The sequence below is a fragment of the Acidimicrobiia bacterium genome, from assembly GCA_009694375.1.
Taxonomy (GTDB): domain Bacteria; phylum Actinomycetota; class Acidimicrobiia; order Acidimicrobiales; family VFJN01; genus VFJN01.
In genome coordinates, this window is the sequence record SHVB01000007.1 from 51,884 (window position 1) to 70,141 (window position 18,258).

The 18,258-nt window shown below is 66.4% G+C and carries 17 protein-coding genes; 11 read left to right on the plus strand and 6 right to left on the minus strand.

All coding sequences use genetic code 11. From position 1 onward, the window contains the following. The first annotated feature begins 18 nt into the window (after positions 1-18). Together EXQ71_06370 and EXQ71_06375 are read left to right on the plus strand one after the other, a co-directional pair. The gene (locus EXQ71_06370; protein MSO87130.1) at positions 19-1,122 is read left to right on the plus strand and encodes a PglZ domain-containing protein; all 1,104 of its coding nucleotides are present in this window, start codon (positions 19-21) and stop codon (positions 1,120-1,122) included. 27 nt (positions 1,123-1,149) lie between these two features. After that, positions 1,150-1,641 (plus strand): bacterial proteasome activator family protein, encoded by a 492-nt coding sequence (locus EXQ71_06375; GenBank protein MSO87131.1) that lies wholly within the window; start codon positions 1,150-1,152, stop codon positions 1,639-1,641. A 6-nt stretch (positions 1,642-1,647) separates the two neighbouring features. Here EXQ71_06375 and EXQ71_06380 read toward each other — a convergent pair whose 3' ends face one another. Further along, entirely contained in the window at positions 1,648-2,148 is a 501-nt protein-coding gene (locus EXQ71_06380) for a hypothetical protein (GenBank protein MSO87132.1), read from the minus strand. Between the two features lie 52 nt (positions 2,149-2,200). Between EXQ71_06380 and EXQ71_06385 the strand changes: the two genes are divergently transcribed. From EXQ71_06385 to EXQ71_06405, 5 genes are all read left to right on the plus strand, one after another. After that, positions 2,201-3,049 (plus strand): hypothetical protein, encoded by an 849-nt coding sequence (locus tag EXQ71_06385; protein ID MSO87133.1) that lies wholly within the window; start codon positions 2,201-2,203, stop codon positions 3,047-3,049. A gap of 127 nt (positions 3,050-3,176) precedes the next feature. After that, positions 3,177-6,710 (plus strand): DNA polymerase III subunit alpha, encoded by a 3,534-nt coding sequence (locus tag EXQ71_06390; protein ID MSO87134.1) that lies wholly within the window; start codon positions 3,177-3,179, stop codon positions 6,708-6,710. A 138-nt stretch (positions 6,711-6,848) separates the two neighbouring features. Beyond that, on the plus strand, positions 6,849-7,517 hold the full coding sequence (locus EXQ71_06395; protein MSO87135.1) for a hypothetical protein: 669 nt from the start codon (positions 6,849-6,851) through the stop codon (positions 7,515-7,517). 7 nt (positions 7,518-7,524) lie between these two features. Continuing rightward, positions 7,525-8,124, plus strand: a complete 600-nt coding sequence (locus EXQ71_06400; protein MSO87136.1) for a nitroreductase family protein — start codon at positions 7,525-7,527, stop codon at positions 8,122-8,124. A gap of 60 nt (positions 8,125-8,184) precedes the next feature. Continuing rightward, positions 8,185-9,192 (plus strand): NADP-dependent oxidoreductase, encoded by a 1,008-nt coding sequence (locus EXQ71_06405; GenBank protein ID MSO87137.1) that lies wholly within the window; start codon positions 8,185-8,187, stop codon positions 9,190-9,192. 33 nt (positions 9,193-9,225) lie between these two features. On the opposite strand, the gene EXQ71_06410 is transcribed toward EXQ71_06405, so the two are convergent. Then, complete coding sequence (locus EXQ71_06410) at positions 9,226-11,202, minus strand: thioredoxin domain-containing protein (protein ID MSO87138.1); 1,977 nt, start codon at positions 11,200-11,202, stop codon at positions 9,226-9,228. Positions 11,203-11,244: 42 nt separating this feature from the next. On the opposite strand from EXQ71_06410, the gene EXQ71_06415 reads away from it, so the two are divergent. Then, positions 11,245-12,000: an SDR family oxidoreductase gene (locus EXQ71_06415; protein ID MSO87139.1), complete on the plus strand. Its 756-nt coding sequence runs from the start codon at positions 11,245-11,247 to the stop codon at positions 11,998-12,000. Here EXQ71_06415 and EXQ71_06420 read toward each other — a convergent pair. Further along, positions 11,997-13,058 carry an AMP-dependent synthetase gene (locus EXQ71_06420; GenBank protein MSO87140.1) on the minus strand — a complete coding sequence of 354 codons (1,062 nt, stop codon included), beginning with the start codon at positions 13,056-13,058 and terminating at the stop codon, positions 11,997-11,999. The genes EXQ71_06415 and EXQ71_06420 overlap by 4 nt on opposite strands. A 42-nt stretch (positions 13,059-13,100) precedes the next feature. Here EXQ71_06420 and EXQ71_06425 point away from each other — a divergent pair, with 42 nt between their 5' ends. Next, positions 13,101-14,015, plus strand: a complete 915-nt coding sequence (locus EXQ71_06425) for a 1,4-dihydroxy-2-naphthoate polyprenyltransferase (protein MSO87141.1) — start codon at positions 13,101-13,103, stop codon at positions 14,013-14,015. 327 nt (positions 14,016-14,342) lie between these two features. On the opposite strand, the gene EXQ71_06430 is transcribed toward EXQ71_06425, so the two are convergent. Continuing rightward, complete coding sequence (locus tag EXQ71_06430) at positions 14,343-14,645, minus strand: hypothetical protein (protein MSO87142.1); 303 nt, start codon at positions 14,643-14,645, stop codon at positions 14,343-14,345. 87 nt (positions 14,646-14,732) lie between these two features. Beyond that, positions 14,733-15,032, minus strand: coding sequence for a hypothetical protein (locus tag EXQ71_06435; protein ID MSO87143.1), 300 nt, complete (start codon positions 15,030-15,032; stop codon positions 14,733-14,735). A gap of 385 nt (positions 15,033-15,417) precedes the next feature. On the opposite strand from EXQ71_06435, the gene EXQ71_06440 reads away from it, so the two are divergent. Further along, positions 15,418-15,642, plus strand: coding sequence for a hypothetical protein (locus EXQ71_06440; protein MSO87144.1), 225 nt, complete (start codon positions 15,418-15,420; stop codon positions 15,640-15,642). An 83-nt stretch (positions 15,643-15,725) separates the two neighbouring features. On the opposite strand, the gene EXQ71_06445 is transcribed toward EXQ71_06440, so the two are convergent. After that, positions 15,726-16,502, minus strand: coding sequence for an alpha/beta fold hydrolase (locus tag EXQ71_06445; GenBank protein ID MSO87145.1), 777 nt, complete (start codon positions 16,500-16,502; stop codon positions 15,726-15,728). 19 nt (positions 16,503-16,521) lie between these two features. On the opposite strand from EXQ71_06445, the gene menD reads away from it, so the two are divergent. Further along, positions 16,522-18,243: a 2-succinyl-5-enolpyruvyl-6-hydroxy-3-cyclohexene-1-carboxylic-acid synthase gene (gene menD / locus EXQ71_06450; protein ID MSO87146.1), complete on the plus strand. Its 1,722-nt coding sequence runs from the start codon at positions 16,522-16,524 to the stop codon at positions 18,241-18,243. The last annotated feature ends 15 nt before the right edge of the window (positions 18,244-18,258 follow it).

The window sequence follows — 18,258 nt, forward strand, 5'->3', positions numbered from 1 at the left end:
GGTACGCTCGTACCGTTCATGTCCGATGCCCCTCACCTCCCTGCCTATGACGGCGCCTGCATTACCAACGTGGTACCCACTTTGCTCCACCCCCCGGCCCAGATCCCGCCGTGGATGCCCGCCGTGGCGCTTGGGGCCCCTCGGGTGGTGCTGCTGGTGCTCGATGGCCTGGGCTGGAACCAACTCGAGGCCCGCCGTCAGGTGGCACCGGCCCTGTCGGGCCTCGAGGGAGGACCCATTTCCACCGTGGCGCCTTCCACTACCGCCACCGCCCTCACCTCCATCACCACCGGCTTGCCGCCGGGTGAGCACGGCATCATGGGGTACCGGATGGCGGTAGAGGGCGAGGTGCTCAACGTGCTGCGCTGGTCGGTGGAATCCGGTGATGCCCGTCGCACCATTGCCCCGAGCCGGATGCAGTCGCAGCCCTGTTTCGGAGGTCAGCGTCCACCGGTGATCACCCGGGCGGAGTTTGCGACGTCGGGCTTCACCCAGGCGCATCTCCACCAGGTGCGTTTCACCGGCTATCGCACCGTGGGCACCCTGGCGGCGGAGATCATCCGACTGGCCACGGACGGCGAGCCCTTCCTCTACGCCTACTACGACGGGCTCGACACGGTGTCGCATGAGTACGGCCTCGGCAGCCAGTACGACGAGGAGTTGCGGTGGGTCGATCACCTGGTGGCCACCCTTCTGGAGTCACTTCCGTCCGGCACTGCCTTGGTGGTTACCGCCGACCATGGGCAGGTGGAGACCGGCGACAACGTGGTGTCCCTGCCGGGGGACGTGCTGGCCCATGTGGGCCAGCAATCGGGTGAGGGTCGCTTTCGGTGGCTCCACGCCCGGGCCGGGCGTCGCACCGATCTCGAAGAGGCGTGTCGGGCTCGGCTGGGTGACCACGCCTGGGTGCGTACCCGGGCCGAGGCTATCGCGCAGGGGTGGTATGGCCCTGTGGTGACTGAGGCGGCGGCCAGTCGACTCGGTGATGTGCTGCTCGCGGCCAAGGGCACAGTGGCCTTCGGGGACCCCACCGATACAGGACCCTTTCAACTGGTGGGTCGCCATGGGTCTCTAACCGCCGACGAAATGCTGGTGCCTTTGCTGGCGGGCGTGGCCCACTAGTTCGTCTTGGTCGGTAGGGTACAGGCCATGTCCGATACCGTTCCCACTGCTTTCGACGACATACTCGTCCCCGCTGTCGTGCCCGAAACCCCCGATGGCCCCCACGAAGCGGTGGAGTCGCCCGGCAAGGTCATGCGGATCGGCTCGATGATCAAGCAGTTGCTCGATGAGGTCCACCAGAGCGAACTCGACGAACCCAGCCGAGATCGGCTCCGTGAAATCTACGATACGTCTATCGAGGAGTTGGCGGGCTCGCTGTCGCCTGATCTGCAGGAGGAGTTGGCTCGCCTCACCATTCCCTTCGACGAGGGGGCCACCCCCAGTGCCGCGGAATTGAAGATCGCTAAGGCGCAACTGGTGGGCTGGCTCGAGGGGCTCTTTCACGGGATCCAAGCCACGCTGTTTGCCCAACAGATGGTGGCCCGTCAGCAACTCGAGCAGATGCGAGGCGAGTTGCCCCCCGGCATGGCCCCTCCTGTCGATGGGACGCCCAGCGTCCCCCCGGGCGCCTACCTCTAACCAGGCTCAGGGGCCGATGAGTAGCGAGCCCTTGAGGTCGTAGCGCCGGTCGGGGTCTACCCGGAGCACGAAGGTGTTCTTGGCGACACCGCCCGCATCGATGCGGCCGATGGTGATCGGGATGTCGGTGTTGTCGAGTTGCATCTGTACCGAACCCCGCCACCCGTAGGCGCTGTTGTTGGTGATGGTGAGGGTGACGGGAAACCGATCAGCCTGGGGTGTTGTGCCCACGGCCAGATCTAGGGTCAGTCCGCCGCACAATTCGTTGACCGTCACATCCCCCTCTGCGTTGGTGGTGCCGTCGTTGACATCGCCTCGGGTGATGGTCATCGAGGAGGTGACCATGGAGGGGGCGTCGCCCCCGGAGTTCACGCTGAAGTCGGCGGCGGCCTCCTCGTTGCAGGTGAGCACATGGGTTAACCCTCGCAGCGAGGAAGTGCCGATGGGGATCAGCAGAATGGCCAGGAGTACCACAAGGGCGACCTGGGCCCGTAGTGCTGATGGCATGGCGTCACCATAAACCCTGTGGAGGACTAGGGGGTGACTAGCCTGGCGCCTCGTGACCGCACCCTTGTCAGATCGACTGACTCGGCTCAGTTACACCCAGGCCCGCAGGGTGTTGCTGATCACCGGGCTAACCGTGTTGGGGTTGGTGGCACTGGTGTCCTTCGTGCGCGGGGTCGACACCGTGGAGGTGGTCGCCACCCTGCTGTTCCTGCCGATTTTTCTGGCCTTTGTGTACGGCGGGATGCGCGGCGGCGTGGGGGCGGCAGTGGTGGCCACGGGTATCTACGCAGCCTTGCGGACCCCAGCCATCGAGGCCATCGGTATCGGCGAGTTCACCGGTCTGCTCGCCGCGCGGGCTGCGGCCTATCTGATCTTTGGCGCGCTGGGGGGTTGGTCCACCCAGGTGCTGGAGGGTTCCCTCGACAAACTGGCGCTCTACGACGAGATCGATGATGAGACCGGGCTCCACAACGCCCGCTACCTCCTCCACCAGACGGATCTAGAAATGGCGCGCGCCCTCCGGTACCAGACCTTGTTCTCCGTGGTGGCCCTCGACGTGCCCGTCACGTCCTTTCAGTCGCTCTCCACCCGCCAACGCCGGGCTGTGTTGCGTGATCTAGGTCGGCAACTAGCGGAGGGGGTGCGCGCGGTGGACCATGTGGTGCACGCCTCCGATCACCACCTGCACCGACTCGTGGCGATCCTTCCCGAGACGGGTCCTGAGGGTGCGGAGGTTTTTCGCGGACGGTTCGATGAGCGGGTTCGGCTCTTCTTCGCCGCCCGGGGAGTGGCCCTGGATTCCGCAGGGGCGGCGCGTGCCATCGTCTTGCCCGGTGACGAAGCCGAGATGGAGGAATTGCGGGCCGCCTTCCGCCAACTCGACGCCGATCAGCACCGCTGACTTTTTCCCCTAGACCGGTCAGGGATGGCGGTGCTACGGTCACGAATCACACCCGTGTGATTCGTCCACAGGTTGTGGATATGTCCTTGTGGGCATCTTGTGGCCGTGGAAGGAGGTGGGGTCGGGAGTGGCAGATAGTTTCACCCACCTCCACGTGCACACCGAGTACTCGATGCTCGATGGGGCCGCTCGGATCAGCGAAGTGGTGGGGGCAGCTGTTTCCGACGGCCAACCGGCGCTCGGGATCACCGATCACGGCAACATGTACGGGGTGCTGGAATTCTACAAAGAGTGCCGGCAGCAGGGTATCAAGCCGATTATCGGCTCCGAGTTGTACATGGCCCACGAGCACCGCAGCGAGCGCCCCTCCCGCCGCGGCCGCATGGATGACGGAGGTGGCGAAGCGGATGGTGGGAGAAAACTTTATTACCACCTCACTGCTCTCGCCGAGACCAACGAGGGCTACAAGAACCTGATCCAGCTGAGCTCTCGGGCCTATCTCGAGGGCTATTACTACAAGGCTCGGGTGGATTGGGAACTACTGGAGGAGCACAGCAAGGGATTGATCGTCACCTCGGGCTGTCTCGGCGGGCACGTGTTGCAGAAACTCCTCCGAGACGACCACGACGGGGCCCTTCAAGCGGCGGGGCGATTCCAAGACATCTTCGGACGCGACAACTTCTTCATTGAGATGCAGGATCACGGCATCCCCGAGCAGCACCGCACGAATCCGGCCCTGCTCGAGATCGCCAAGCAACTGCAAGCGCCCCTGTTGGCCACCAACGACAGCCACTACGTGGCGCGAGAGGACTCCGTCGCGCACGATGCCTTGTTGTGCGTCCAGACCTCGTCGCTTATGAGCGATCCGGATCGCTTGAAATTCCACGGTGCTGAGCACTACCTGAAGTCGTCCCAGGAGATGCGGTGTCTGTTCGAGGAGATTCCCGAGGCTTGCGACAACACGCTGTGGATCGCCGAGCGGGCTCATGTGGAGATCGAGTTCGGCAAGCCGCAACTACCGATGTTCCCCCTGCCGGAAGGCTTCGCCACCGACTCCGAGTACCTCCGCCACCTCACGATGGAAGGAGCCCGTCGCCGCTGGGGGGACGGCCTTGCCGATGCCACCGTGGATCGGATTGTGTACGAACTTCAGGTGATCGAGACGATGGGCTTCTCGTCGTACTTCCTCATCGTGTGGGACCTCATCAAACACGCCCGCGATAACGGCATCCGGGTGGGCCCGGGCCGGGGGAGTGCGGCCGGTTGCGCCGTGGCCTACGCCTTGTGGATCACCGACCTCGATCCGATCCGCTACGACCTTCTCTTCGAGCGGTTCTTGAACCCGAGTCGGGTCTCGATGCCCGACATCGACATGGACTTCGACTCCCGCTACCGGGATGAGATGATCCGGTACGCCGCGGAGATGTACGGGCGCGACCATGTGGCTCAGATCGTTACCTTCTCGACCATCAAGGCTCGGGCGGCGGTACGCGACGCCGCCCGAGTGCTCGGGTATCCCTACATCGTGGGCGACAAGGTGGCCAAGGCCATGCCGCCGCTGATCATGGGCCGCGACACGCCGCTGCGGGCCTGTCTGGATCTCGATCCGAAGTACGAGGAGGGCTTCAACATGGCGGGGGATCTGCGCAAGATGCGCGACGAAGATCCCGATGCCGCCAAGGTCATCGAGGTGGCCAAGGGGCTCGAGGGCATGCGACGCCAGGACGGCATTCACGCCGCCGCCGTGGTGATTACCAAGGAGCCGCTCACCACCTACCTTCCCATCCAGCGCAAGCCCGTGGGGGGCGAGGCCACGGACAACACGCCGGTAGTCACCCAGTACGAGATGCACGGGGTGGAAGAACTGGGCCTCCTCAAGATGGATTTCCTGGGCCTACGGAACCTCGATGTGATCAGCGACACCCTGGTGATTCTTGAGGAGACTCGTGGTATCCAACTGGACATCGACGGCGTCCCGCTGGACGATCCCGAGACCCTTGGGCTGCTGTGCCGGGGCGACTCCATCGGAGTGTTCCAACTGGAGAGCGGCCCGATGCGGGCGCTGATGCGGTCGTTGGCCCCATCGAGTTTCGAAGACGTGGCGGCGCTCGTGGCGCTCTACCGGCCGGGGCCCATGGCGGCCAACATGCACAACGATTACGCCGACCGTAAGAACGGGCGCAAGCCCATTGAGTACTTCCATCCCGATGCCGAGGAACTGCTCGCCGACACTTACGGCCTGATGATCTACCAAGAGCTCATCATGCGGGTGGCGCAACGCTTCGCCGGCTACTCCCTCGCTCAGGCCGACAACCTCCGTAAGGCCATGGGTAAGAAATCGCGTGAGGTCATGGCGAAGGAGAAGGCGGCCTTCGTGCAGGGGGTGGAGGCCACCGGCTACGGCGAGGCGTTGGGCACTTCGCTGTTCATCACGATCGAGCAGTTCGCCGACTACGCCTTCAACAAGTCGCACAGTTTCGGGTACGGCTTCATCGCCTATCAGACTGCCTTCCTCAAGGCGCATTACCCCGCCGAGTACCTCGCCGCCCTCCTCACCAGCGTGAAGACCAACCTCGATAAGGCGGCCATCTACCTTTCCGAGTGTCGCACCATGAAGGTCCTGGTGCTCGTGCCCGACGTGAATCGGTCGGTGGCTGATTTCACGCCGGTGGCGGGGGCCAGCAGCGACGAGCGTTCCATCGTATTCGGCCTGTCGGCGATTCGTAACGTGGGCGGGGGCCTGGTGGGTCTGCTCATCGCCGAGCGCGACGCCAACGGGCCGTTCAAGGATTTTTACGATTTCGTGGAACGGGTGGATTTTCAGGTTCTTAATAAGAAGACCATGGAGTCGCTGATCAAGGCCGGGGGGTTCGACAGCCTGGGGCACACCCGTCAGGGTTTGTTGCGATCCTTCGAGCACATCATCGACTCCACCATCGCCCGGCGCCGAGAACGCGACATGGGGGTGATGTCGCTCTTCGGTGAGGTAGAGGACGCCGGCGAGATGTTCGATGAGCGCCCGCCCATCCCCATGGTTGAGTTTGCCAAACGGGAACGCTTGAGTTTCGAGAAGGAGATGCTGGGCCTCTACGTCAGCGACCATCCGCTGATGGGGGCCGAGGCGTCGTTGCGTCGTCGCACTGATGCGACGTTGGCCGACCTGGCCGAGCTACCCGACGGGCACGTCATGAGTTTCGGCGGTGTGCTTACGACCCTGCAGCGCAAATGGACGAAGAAGGGCGATCTGATGGCAGTGTTTGTGCTGGAGGATCTGCAGAGTTCGGTTGAGGTGATTGTGTTCCCCAAGTCGATGTCGGAGCACGGCCACAAGTTGACCGAGGATGCCATCGTCGTGGTGAAGGCGCGCGTCGATGCCCGGGACGATCAACCCAAGTTGATCGCCATGGATATCGAGATCTTCGAGCCGATGTCGGGCGAGGGGTTTCCGCTGCAGGTGAACATCCCCGCGGCGGCGGTGTCGGAGACGTTGATCGAGGAACTCAAGCGCGTCCTGGCGGCCTATCCGGGGGAGTCGCCGGTGCTCTTGCATCTCGGCGAGCGGCAGGTCCTGCGCCTCCCGGAGGCCTGGACGGTGGAGGTGGTGCCCCCACTCCTGGCCGAGCTACGGGTGATGCTGGGAGCGAGTGCCATCGTGGCCTAAGGGGCTTCCTGACCCGCTGGTCACGCCCATTGAGCAGGTGGTTTGTCGGTGGCAGTTACGCCGTCGAATTGCGTTCGGCGGCCGCGTCTACTGGACTGTAGAGGTCTAACCACGAGGTTTCTGGAGGCAGGCAAGAGAATGTCGATCCAGGTCGAAACTAAAGATTGCACCGCACTGGGAGATGCCGAACTCGCTGAGTTGGCCGACCTGTGCGCCGAGGGCCCGATTCCCTACGAGGCCGGACTGCTCTCCAAGCAGGCCGAGGCCTGGGTGCTGGTGACTCAGGCCCGCGAGAACGGCAAGCTCAAGGGCTTCGCGTTCTCCACCCTCGAGCGCATCGGCGGTACGCCCGCCGTGCTGGTGGGATTGGCGTCAGTGAAGCGCAGCGCCAAGCGCGACACCGTGCTGCGCGCCGTCATGCAAGACGAGTTGCGCCGAGCCATGCTGGCCTTCCCCGACGAAGACGTTTTGGTGGGTACACGTTTCATCGTGCCGTCAGGCTTCGATGCGTTGCGGGCCCTCAACGATGTGGTGCCCCGGCCTGACCACAAGGCGAGCGGCGAGGAGCGGGCCTGGGGTCGACGGTTGGCCAAGCGGTTCGGCGTGGATACTGCGTCCTACGACGATCGGACCTTCACCGCCAAGGGCACCGGGTCGCACCCGGAGGTGTTCGACCACGACAGCCTGAAGCCTGAGGCCATTCCGGCCGGGGTGGTGGCGTTGTTCAAGGGGTTCAACCTCAAGCGGGGCGACTCCCTCGTGGCCTTCGGCTGGGCTATGGCCGAAGACCTCGCCAAACTGGGCTGATTCGCTCTTGGACCTGAGCGACGCCGTCCGGCGGCGTCGCATGGTGCGGGCCTTTACCCCCGAGCCCATCGACCCGAGCGTGGTCGATGGCCTGATCGACTTGGCCCGGCGCGCCCCATCGGCTGGAAACAGTCAGGGGTGGGCGTTCGTGGTGCTGGAAGGGGCGAGCCAGACCGATCGCTACTGGGATGTCACCCTGCCCCCGGAGCGACGGGTCGATTTTCGCTGGCCCGGGCTGGTGACCGCCCCGGTGCTGATCGTGGTCCTCATCCGGCCCGATACATGGGTCGACCGCTACGCCGAGCCCGACAAGGCCTCGGCGGGCCTGGGCGGCAGGGGACAGGAGTGGCCGGTGCCCTACTGGTGGGTGGATGGTGGCATGGCGGTGGAGCATCTGTTGCTGGGCGTGGTTGAGGCCGGTTTGGGGGCCTGTTTCTTTGGTCTGTTCGACCATGAGGAGGCCGTCTTGGCCGCCCTGGGCGTACCCAGCGGATGGAGAAGCGTGGGTACAGTCGCCCTGGGGCACCCGGCGCCAGATCGGCCGGGCCGCTCCCAGAGCCGGGGCCGTCTGCCGCTCGCCGACGTCCTTCACCGCGGGGCCTGGTAGCCCTCCCACCCCACCCAGCCTTGCCTCGGGCCGGTCGGGTTGCCCGATAAGGTCACCGCCGTGGGAGACCTGAAAAACCGTCGTGTCGTGTTGGCTCGACGTCCCGAAGGCTTGGTGACCGAAAACGACTTCGGCCACGACGAGGTGGACGTGGCCGATCTGGCCAGCGGCGAGGTGTTGGTGCAGACCGAGTACATCGGCATCGACGCCACCGTCCGCACCTGGCTGTCGAAAGCGGAGGGCTACATCCCCCCGGTCGAGATCGGGGAAGTGGTGCGAAGTAGCGGCGTCGGCCGTGTAGTGGCGTCGCGTAGCGATCGTGTACGCGAAGGCGCCTTGGTGTCCACGCTCACCGGATGGCAGGAGTACGCCGTGGTGAGCGACGACCCGATGCTCACCACGCCCCTTGCCGAAGGGATCGACCCCCTCGCCGCGCTCGGCGTGTTCGGCGCCAACGGGCTCACCGCCTATGTGGGCCTCACCGAGATCGGCCGGGTCGCCCAGGGCGAGACGGTGGTCGTGTCGGCCGCCGCCGGGGCCACGGGATCCATCGCCGTGCAGATCGCCAAGATCCTGGGGTGCCGGGTGATCGGGATCACCGGAACCGATGAGAAGGCCGCCTGGCTGGTGGAGGGCCTCGGGATCGACGGTGCCATCAACCACCGCACCGACGATGTCCCCGCCCAGCTGCGGGCGCTGTGTCCCCAGCGGGTGGATGTGTTCTTCGACAACACCGGCGGCCCGATCCTTGAGGCCGTGCTCGGCCGACTGGCCGATCACGCTCGGGTCGTTCTCTGTGGGGCCATCTCCTCCTACAACGATCTGTTCAAGCCGCCCGGCCCGGCCAACTACCTCAACCTCATCGCCCGGCGGGCCCGCATGGAGGGCTTCATCTCCTGGGACTCCTGGGGCCGCTACGCCGACATCATGGACACTCTGGGGGAGTGGGTGGCTGATGGGCGTCTTGAGCACCGCAGTCACATCTTCGAGGGCCTCCCCTCGGCCCCCCGGGCGCTCAACGCGATGTTTCTCGGTGAGAACATCGGCAAGATCGTGGTCAGGGTCTGATCCGCCCGGGCGGATCGGCCTCGGCGCGGTAGCTCAGGCGATGAGTTGGGCCGTCAGGGCGGCCGCGTCGTCGGTGGGTAGTGCGCAGGTGTAGTGCCGACAGAGGTAGGCGCGGTTATCCTCCCGGCCCTCCCACAGCGGCGAGTCGTAGCGTTCCCCCCACGCCAGCACAACCCCGGGGAGGTAACGGGCCCGGGTGGCGGCCACCAGATCGGGACGATGGCCGGGGATCACAATCTCGGTGGTCCCCCGCACCAGAAGATCCACCGCCGCCAGCACCTGACCAAAGGCCGTGGGTTGGGCCACCGCCAGAGGGCCCAGTAGGGCCACGATGGCCTCGCCGCCGGCCCGGTAGGGCTCGTGGCCGGTGAGGGCCGCCAGGCGCAGCAACCCCACCGCCGCCAGGCCGTTGGCCCCCGGCGTGGCGTTGTCCATCAGATCCTTCGGGCGGGTGATGAGGGCCTCGGCGTCGTGGCCGGTGGTGAACACACCACCTCGCTCCTCATCCCAAAACAGGTGGATCAGCGCGTCGGCCACCCGGCGCGCCTCGGCGATCCAGCGGGCCTCGCCGGTGGCCTCCGCCAGACGCGTAAAGGCATCGATGAGCGCTCCGTGATCGGTGGCGTAGGCCAGGTGACGCGCGCCCGCATCGGCCTGCCAGGACCGCAGCCAGCGCCCATCGGGCCGTCGCAGGTGGGTGAGGAGGAACTCGGCGGTTTCCACCGCCGCGGCCACCCAGGACGGTTCATCGCAGGCGGCCCCAGCCTCAGCCAGTGCCGCCACTAGGTATGCGTTCCACTCGGTGAGCACCTTGTCGTCGAGGCCGGGGCGCACCCGGGTGGCACGTGCATCGAACAACGCCTGCCGGGCGGTTTCGATCTCGACGGGCCGATCGAGCACCCCGCGGGCGTGCATCCGGTTCAGGATGCTGGTGTTGTGCTCGAAGTTGCCGGGAGCCTGGACGCCGTAGAAGGCAATGGCGGCATCGGCATCCTCGCCCAGCACGTCGCGTATCTGCTCGGGGGTCCACACATAGAACCGGCCCTCCTCGCCTTCGCTGTCGGCATCCTCCGCCGAACTGGTGCCGCCCCCGGGTTGGCGCAGTTCGGTGATGGTGTAGTTGATGGTCTCGGTGAGGGTCTGGAGGAACCGTGGCTCGGCGGTGAGGAGCCAGCCATGGAGATAGAGGCGGATCAAGAGAGCGTTGTCGTAGAGCATCTTTTCGAAATGGGGCACGAGCCATACGTTGTCCACGGCGTAACGGGAGAAGCCGCCGCCGAGGTGGTCGTAGATGCCCCCGGCGGCCATGGCATCCAGGCTGGTCGTGAGGGCGGCGAGGGCTGCGGTGTGGCCGCGGGCGGCGGCGGTGGCGAGGACCTCTTGGGCCATCGGCTGGGGAAACTTGGGCGCGTGACCCAGGCCCCCCCAGTGCGGATCACTGGCGGTCAGGAGGATGTCGATGGCTCCGTCGAGGTCGGCCACGGTGGGGAGGTTGCCGGTGGCTTCCAGGAGAGCGGAGCGTCCGAGGGCGCTGGTGAGTTGATCGGCTTGCGCAAGGAGTTCAGGTCGCCGGGTTTGCCACAGTTCGTCGATCCTCTCGCACAACTCAACGAAGCCGATCATGCCGCCGCGTCGCTCCTTGGGAAAATAAGTGCCCGCGAAGAAGGGACGGCCATCGGGCGTGCAGATCACCGTCATCGGCCAACCACCGCTGCCGGTCATGGCCTGGGTGGCCTCCATGTAGATGTCGTCCACATCGGGCCGCTCCTCGCGGTCCACTTTCACGTTCACAAATCTCTCGTTCATCACCGCCGCTACCGCCGGATCCTCGAAACTCTCATGGGCCATCACGTGGCACCAGTGGCAGGCCGAATAGCCGATCGACAGCAGGATCGGGCGATCCGTCAGGGCGGCCGCCGCGAAGGCTTCCTCCCCCCAGGGGTACCAGTCTACGGGGTTGTCGGCATGCTGGCGGAGGTATGGGCTGGTCTCAGTGGCGAGGCGGTTCACCTGCCCACCTTAGGAACCCGTGGCGCACGGTACGGTCCTGGGGTGGAGATCTCTTTAGAAGGACGGGTCGCTCTCATCACCGGGGCATCACGCGGTATCGGCAAAGCCATCGCTCGGGCCTACGCCGATGCGGGTGCTTCGGTGCTCCTCACATCGCGCAAGTTACCCGACCTCATCGCGGCAGCCGCCGAGATCGGTGGCGACGTGGACGTGATGGCCGCCAACGCCGGCGATCCCGATCAGGCCGAAGCGGCGGTGGAACACTGCGTGCGACGCTTCGGGGGCATTGACATCTTGGTGAACAACGCCGCCACCAATCCCTACAGCGGTCCTACCATGGATATCGATCTGCCTCGATACGACAAGACCTTCGAGGTGAACCTGCGCGGCCCACTGGTGTGGACGCAGTTCGCCTACCAGCGGTCGTTAGCGCAACGGGGTGGATCTGTGCTCAATATCGCGTCGGTGGGGGGCCTGTCGGTGGAACCTACGATCGGGATCTACAACGCCACGAAGGCGGCCCTGTTGCACCTCACTCGCACCATGGCCGCTGAGTTGGCCCCGAAGGTGCGGGTCAACGCCATTGCCCCCGGGCTGGTGAAAACCGACATGGCCCGGGCGCTCTGGGAGCCGAACGAGGCGCGTATCGCGGCCTCTATGCCCTTGGGCCGCCTTGGCGAGCCGGTCGACATCGCCAATGCTGCGCTCTTTCTGGCCAGTGATTTGGCGTCGTGGATCACGGGCCACGTCATGGTGGTAGACGGCGGCGCGTTGCTGGGTCCGGCGGCCCGCCGCTAATCGTCGGCGCGGATGATCTTGCCGGTGGCGGTGCGGGGCAAGGCCGCCACGATCTGCAGCGAGCGGGGAGCGGCAGCGGTCGGGAGCCACTCCTTCGCGTGCTGGCGGAGTTGGTGCAGCGTGGGGGGATCGGTGGCCTCGACGGGCACCACCACCGCGTGCACCCGTGCTCCCCACTCGGGGTCGGGGCGACCCACCACTGCCACCTCGGCCACCTTCGGATGGTGGAGCAGTGCCTCTTCCACCGCGACGGGCCACACGTTCTCACCGCCCGTGATGATCAGGTCACTCCCGCGCCCGTACACGCTGAGGATGCCCTTGGTGAGGCTGCCCATGTCGCCGGTGGGTAACCAGCCGTGGGCATCCTTGGGGTCATGTCCGTCGCGGTAGGCCCGCAGTAGCATGGCTCCCCGCACCTGCACCTCGCCGGCAGGGCTGATGCGTAGTTCCACCCCATCGAGGGGTACCCCGTCATACACCACCCCACTGCCCGTCTCGGTCATCCCATAGGTGGCGATGACGTTTGGCGGGCGCTGCTCGGGCACGGCCTGCCCGCCCACCAGGATGGTTCGGAACCGGGCCGGATCCACGCGGCTCATGGTGGTGGGAACCAGCGCCGTGAGGGTGCAACCATCGGCGGCGGCTTGCCCTACCGCCCCGGCATCGAAGCGGGGTTGCAGGGTGAGGGGCGTGTTGGTGAGTAGGGCCCGGGTGACCACCGACAGCCCGCCGATGTGGGCGAGGGGAAGACAGGCCAGCCAACGGTCGCGAGCGGGATCTACCTCCAACCGGCGGCTGGTGGCGCTCGCCGAGGCCGCCACGGCGGCATGGGTGAGCATGGCCACCCGGGGCGCGCCGGTGGTCCCGCTGGTGGCGATGGCCACCGCGTCGCCCGGTCCGCAGGGTTCGGCGAGCCGGGCGGTGTCCAGGATCGCCGCGCGGATGGGGGGCGGCCACCGGGGATCGACCGGCAGTATCGCATCGCCGTCGTCCCAGGCCCGGCGGAGGCCGTTGAGGAACGTGGGGTCATCGGTGTCGAGCACCACCAGGCGGGCCATGGCTGGCAGGCTACGGACTCCTGGGTGAGACTCGGCGATGTCATGACTGTTGCCGCCTCGCCGTCCCCGCCGGTGGGCTGGCGTTGTTGGGTGGCCGGGGCCCGCCCTCGCACCCTACCCGCCGCGATTGTGCCGGTGCTCGTGGGCACCGCGTGCGCCGTCGGGGTGGCGGAGATACATGCGTGGCGGGCGGTCGCCGCCGGGGTCGTAGCCCTCGGGCTCCAGATCGGCACGAACTTCGCCAACGATTACAGCGACGGGGTGCGGGGTACCGACGATCCCACCGAGCGGGTTGGTCCGGTGCGTCTGGTGGGCTGGGGGATCAAACCGGCCGCCGCCGTGAAGCGCGCCGCCCTGGCGTCGTTTCTCATCGCCGTAGTGGCCGGCTTGGCGCTGGCGGTGGCAGTGGGCCCCGAGTTGTTGCTCGTCGGCGCGGCGTCGGTGGCCGCAGGATGGTTCTACACCGGTGGTTCGCGGCCTTACGGCTACTACGGATTCGGGGAAGTGTTCGTGTTCGTGTTTTTCGGACTGGTAGCCACGGTTGGCTCTGCCTATGTGCAGACGGGGTACCTCACTGGCCTCTCGGCGGTGGCAGCGGTGCCGGTAGGTCTCCTCGCCACTGCGTTGTTGGTGGTCAACAACCTGCGGGACATCCCCGGCGACAGCCGCTCGGGTAAGAGGACCCTCGCGGTGCGCCTCGGTGATCGCCGCACTCGTGTGCTCTACGTGGGTTTGCTCGTGCTGGCGTTCATGGCCGTGCCGTTGGTGGCTGGTGGTTTTGGGCGCGGTCCGGCGGCGGCGGCGTTGGTAGGCATCGTGCTGGCCCGCCAGCCGGTGGCGCGCGTGCTCGAAGGGGCCCGCGGGGTGGCGCTGATTCCGGTGCTGGGCGCCACCGGACGCGTGCAGTTGGTCACCGGCGCGCTGCTCGCCGCCGGTCTCTGGATCGGCGCTCCCTAGAACCTCCGCCGGGGTGGGAGTTTCTTCAGCTGCGGTCCTTCGGGAATGGTTCGTTCGGTCACGGTCAGCCAGAGATCAAAGACGGTCGAACCCGGCCGCCCCGGGGGCGGGGGGATGAAACGGGCCGACGGGAGGCTTTTAGGCGGTAGTCGGCACGTCCGACATGCACCGCGCCGCTTTGCTGATCACCTTCGAGCCTGTCCGGAACCAGAACAGAGCACCGCGGTGGCCGGTCGGCCGTTGGTTCGCTTCGCGAATGTTCGGGATCAAATCGAGCATGGATCCGATGCGGTCTACGATCACGAATCCGGGGGGGCTGGCTTTGCCCTAGTCCCCGATGCCCGGGCCTTCCGTCTGGGTGCGAAGGAAGTCGGCGTCGATGGCCTTCCCCACCTCCGGTGGGGGTGATTCACCGGAGGTAAAGTCGATGGCTTGCAGGGCCGAGACACCGGCTTCCTCCACCACGATGTTGACGTAGCAGTCGGCAACCTCCTTACTCATTCCGGCGTTGTCTTTGCGCTGAAGGAGTGTTGAAAGCTGGCCCTTGAGAGCTGCCGCCTCTTTCTCGCCGCTGTCGCTGGTGCTGCTGCAGGCCGACAGGGTGAGTGCCACGGAGACGACGATAGTCATCCCCATGGCGGGAATGGGAGAGCGGGGGAGTTGGCTCCCGGGTAGGATCCCATCGGTTTTTCCAGTGGAGTGGGCTAGTTGGGGGGGTCACTCCACGCAGGCGGCGGGCAAAGGGTTCGACGGAATCGATTGGCCGCTGGCGACTGCCGCCATTGCCTGATCAGTGGCTTCCTGCACAACTTTCTCGGAGGCTTCCTTGAGGGCTAGGGCGGTAGCCGCATCAGGGGAATTGTTCTCCAATCCGTCGATATCGAAGCCTTGCAGGTCGTCCGCGTCCAACGTATCGACAATTAATTTGGCAACGCAGTCGCTCTTCTCCTTACTGTAGTCATCACCATTTTTCTGCAGGACGGCCGATAATCTGGCCAGCAGGCCGGTGGCGTCCACCTGGCCGCCGGCAGTGGTCTCCGTGGGCTCGGTGGTCTCCGCGGCCTCCGTGGTTGAATCGCTCTTGCTACAGGAAGACCCGGCAAAAAGCGCCAGGGCTCAAGCAGCGGCGCTCGCAGCACGCAATGGGGTCATGTTCATTGAGAAACTCCGTTTCATCGCCGACTACGTCGAAAGACCAGCTACCTGCAGTCAGAACCGAACGTTAGGGGCTTTCTCGCCGCCACGTAGGGACGGCGGCGGATTCCCCACCTTTCGCGGTCGCCAGTGCTCGATTCACTAGGTTTGCCCCATGAATCCGACGAACCAAGCCTGAGGTAACAGCCGCCGATCTAGCCTTCCGGCCAATCTGGGTTTCCTGGGACGGCTCGGACGGTTCGTTTCCGTGCATCACCGCCGGACCCTGCTGGTGTGGGTCGTTCTGCTGGTCTTCGCTGGTTACCAGAGCGTGCACGACAGACACGACCTGTCGGACACTTTTGCTGTCCCCAACCCGGACTCCCAAGACGCCCTCACCCTGCTTTCGAACCAGTTCCCGGCTCCGAATGCGGCGACGGCGGTCTCAATGAAGCCACCGCGTCAGTGCGGTGTGCAGGGTCGGGCTATCTAACTGATTTCACCACGTTCTGGTTGGTGGATGAGAAACGCGTTCATCGGGTTTACCGTCGTGCGCCCCGAGCGATACTCGGGTTCTCAGGGGTGCTCGGTGAGCCAGGAGCGCAGGATCGACCGGAAGGCAGCGGGTTGTTCGAGGTGGGCGGCATGGCCCGCCTCTGGTACCAACGTCACGGTGGCATTGGTCCCGATCTCGCGGGCCAGGCGCTCGGCGAGGGCGGCAAACTTTGCATCGAGTGCCCCGGCGAGCACGAGCACCGGCATGGTCAGGCCCGCCAGGCGGGACCACGATGGGTCCTGGGCCCCGGTGCCGGCGCACTCCAGGCTCGATACGAGCCCGGCCACGGTGTTCTCCATTCGCTCCGCCCGAAAAGCCCGCTCGGGAGGCAGACCCGCAAACAACGGCTGGGACAGCCACCATTCCAGGAACTGGTCTACTCCCTCTGCTTCGAGGCGACGAGCGGTGCGCCCATCGCGTTCCTGCCGCTCCGCCCGTTGGGCAGGATCCTCCAGGCCCGCCGTCCCGCTGATCAGCACCAGTCGGCGCACCAGAGAGGGGTGGTCCAACGCCAGCTGCAGGCAGAAACGAGCGCCCATCGAGTACCCCAGGTAGATGGCCTCGCCGCCCCGGTCGGCGATGAGTTGCGCGCCCGTGGCGAGGCTGGCGTCTACGGCCTGGGACCGTCCGTGACCGGGAGCATCGACGCGGATGACCTGGTGGTCAGCCGCCAGATCGTTGGCTTCAGCCCCCCAACAGCGGCGTGTCTGGGTAAATCCGTGCACCAGCACGATGCGGGGTCCGGCCCCTTCAAGATCGGCGTACAACTCCACGGCATGGATGCTGGCACACGGCATGTGGTCGGATAGGGGTGCAATGGTCGATTCAACCGAAGATCTCCAAGCCACCTTCTGCTCCACCCTGGTGGATGAATGGGCTCGCCACGGCGTGGTCCACGCCGTGGTGTGCCCCGGCTCGCGCTCCACCCCCTTGGCCCTCGCCTTGTGGGCCGAGGGGCGAATCACCGTGCATGTGCATCACGACGAGCGCAGCGGCGGGTTCATGGCCCTGGGCTTGGGCGCCGCCACCGGTGAGCCCACCGTGGTGCTCACCACCAGCGGGACCGCCGCGGTGGAACTGCATCCCGCCGTGATGGAAGCCCACCTCGCCGGGGTGCCTTTGCTGATCTGCACCGCCGACCGGCCCCCCGAACTCATCGGCGTGGGGGCCCCGCAGGCCATCGACCAAACCCATCTCTACGGCCGCTCGACGCGCTGGTTTCACGCCCCCGGGGTGGCGGACGCGGCGGCGATGGGGGGTTGGCGGGCCCTGGCGGCGCGGGCTTATGCCGAGGCCACCGGGGGCGCTCCGGGACCGGTGCATCTGAACCTGGCCTTCCGGGAGCCACTCATTGGCACCCCTGGCGACCTCCCCCCGGCTCGGCCCGGGGGTGGAGCATGGGCATGGCGTCCGGCGGCGGGTGCGCCGACCGTGCCCGCGGTGGGGTTGGCCGACGACCTCGCAGGACGACGCGGCGTGATCGTGGCGGGGGCGGGATCGGGTTCCGGAGCCGCCGTGGCCCGGGTGGCCAACGCCCTGGGTTGGCCCGTGATGGCCTCGCCCGCGGCCGCCGTGTGGAGCGAGCCGGGGGCGCCGGTAGTCCCCGCCCCCGATGCCCTCCTGCGCGCCAGTCGGGTGGACCTGGCGCCCGAGGTGATTGTGCGACTGGGCGGACCACTGGCGTCGCGGGTGGTGGGCGAGTGGTTGGCCGCTAGTGGTGCCGCCGAGGTGGTGGCCGCCGGCGCGTTGCGCTGGGCCGATCCCCACGGCACGGCCAGCGTTGTCCTTCCCTTGACTGCCGATGATCTCCTCGATTCCTGGCTCCTGGAGGTGGCCACCATCACGCCCACCGATGGCGGTGCCTGGGCGCGCCGCTGGCGCGAGCATGGTGACGCCGCTGCCGATGCGGTGAGCGCCGCGTTGGCGGCGGAGATCGAGCCCACCGAGCCGGGGATCGCCCGTGCCCTCGTTGGTGTTCTGCCCACGGGAGCGGCGCTGGTGGCGTCGTCGTCAATGCCCATCCGGGACCTCGAATGGTATGTCCGCCCTGAGGTGGCACTGGAGGGGTATGCCAACCGGGGTGCCAACGGAATCGACGGCGTGGTGTCCACCGCGGTGGGGATCGCCCTCGCCGCTCCCACCCGGCCCACCGCGCTGCTCATCGGCGACATCGCGTTCATCCACGACAGCAACGGTTTGTTGGGTGCTTCCGAGCGTGGCCTCAACCTCGTGGTGGTGGTGGTGGACAACGATGGTGGCGGGATCTTCTCGTTCCTTCCGCCCGCCGACGTCTTGGCCACCGATCAGTTCGAAGCCCTCTACGGCACGCCCCACGGCCTCAACCTCGTGGCGTTGGCGCAGGCCTATGGAGTTGAGGCTCGCCGAGTGGATGATCTCGGTCCCGCGGTTCTCGACGCGTTGAGAAGGGGGGGTGTGCAGGTGCTGCTGGTACGCACGGATCGGCTCGCCAACGTGGCCGTTCACCGCCGATTGAACGACGCAGTGGTCCTGGCGGTGGAAGCCCTGTCGCGGGCATAGGCTCCGCCGCGCCAC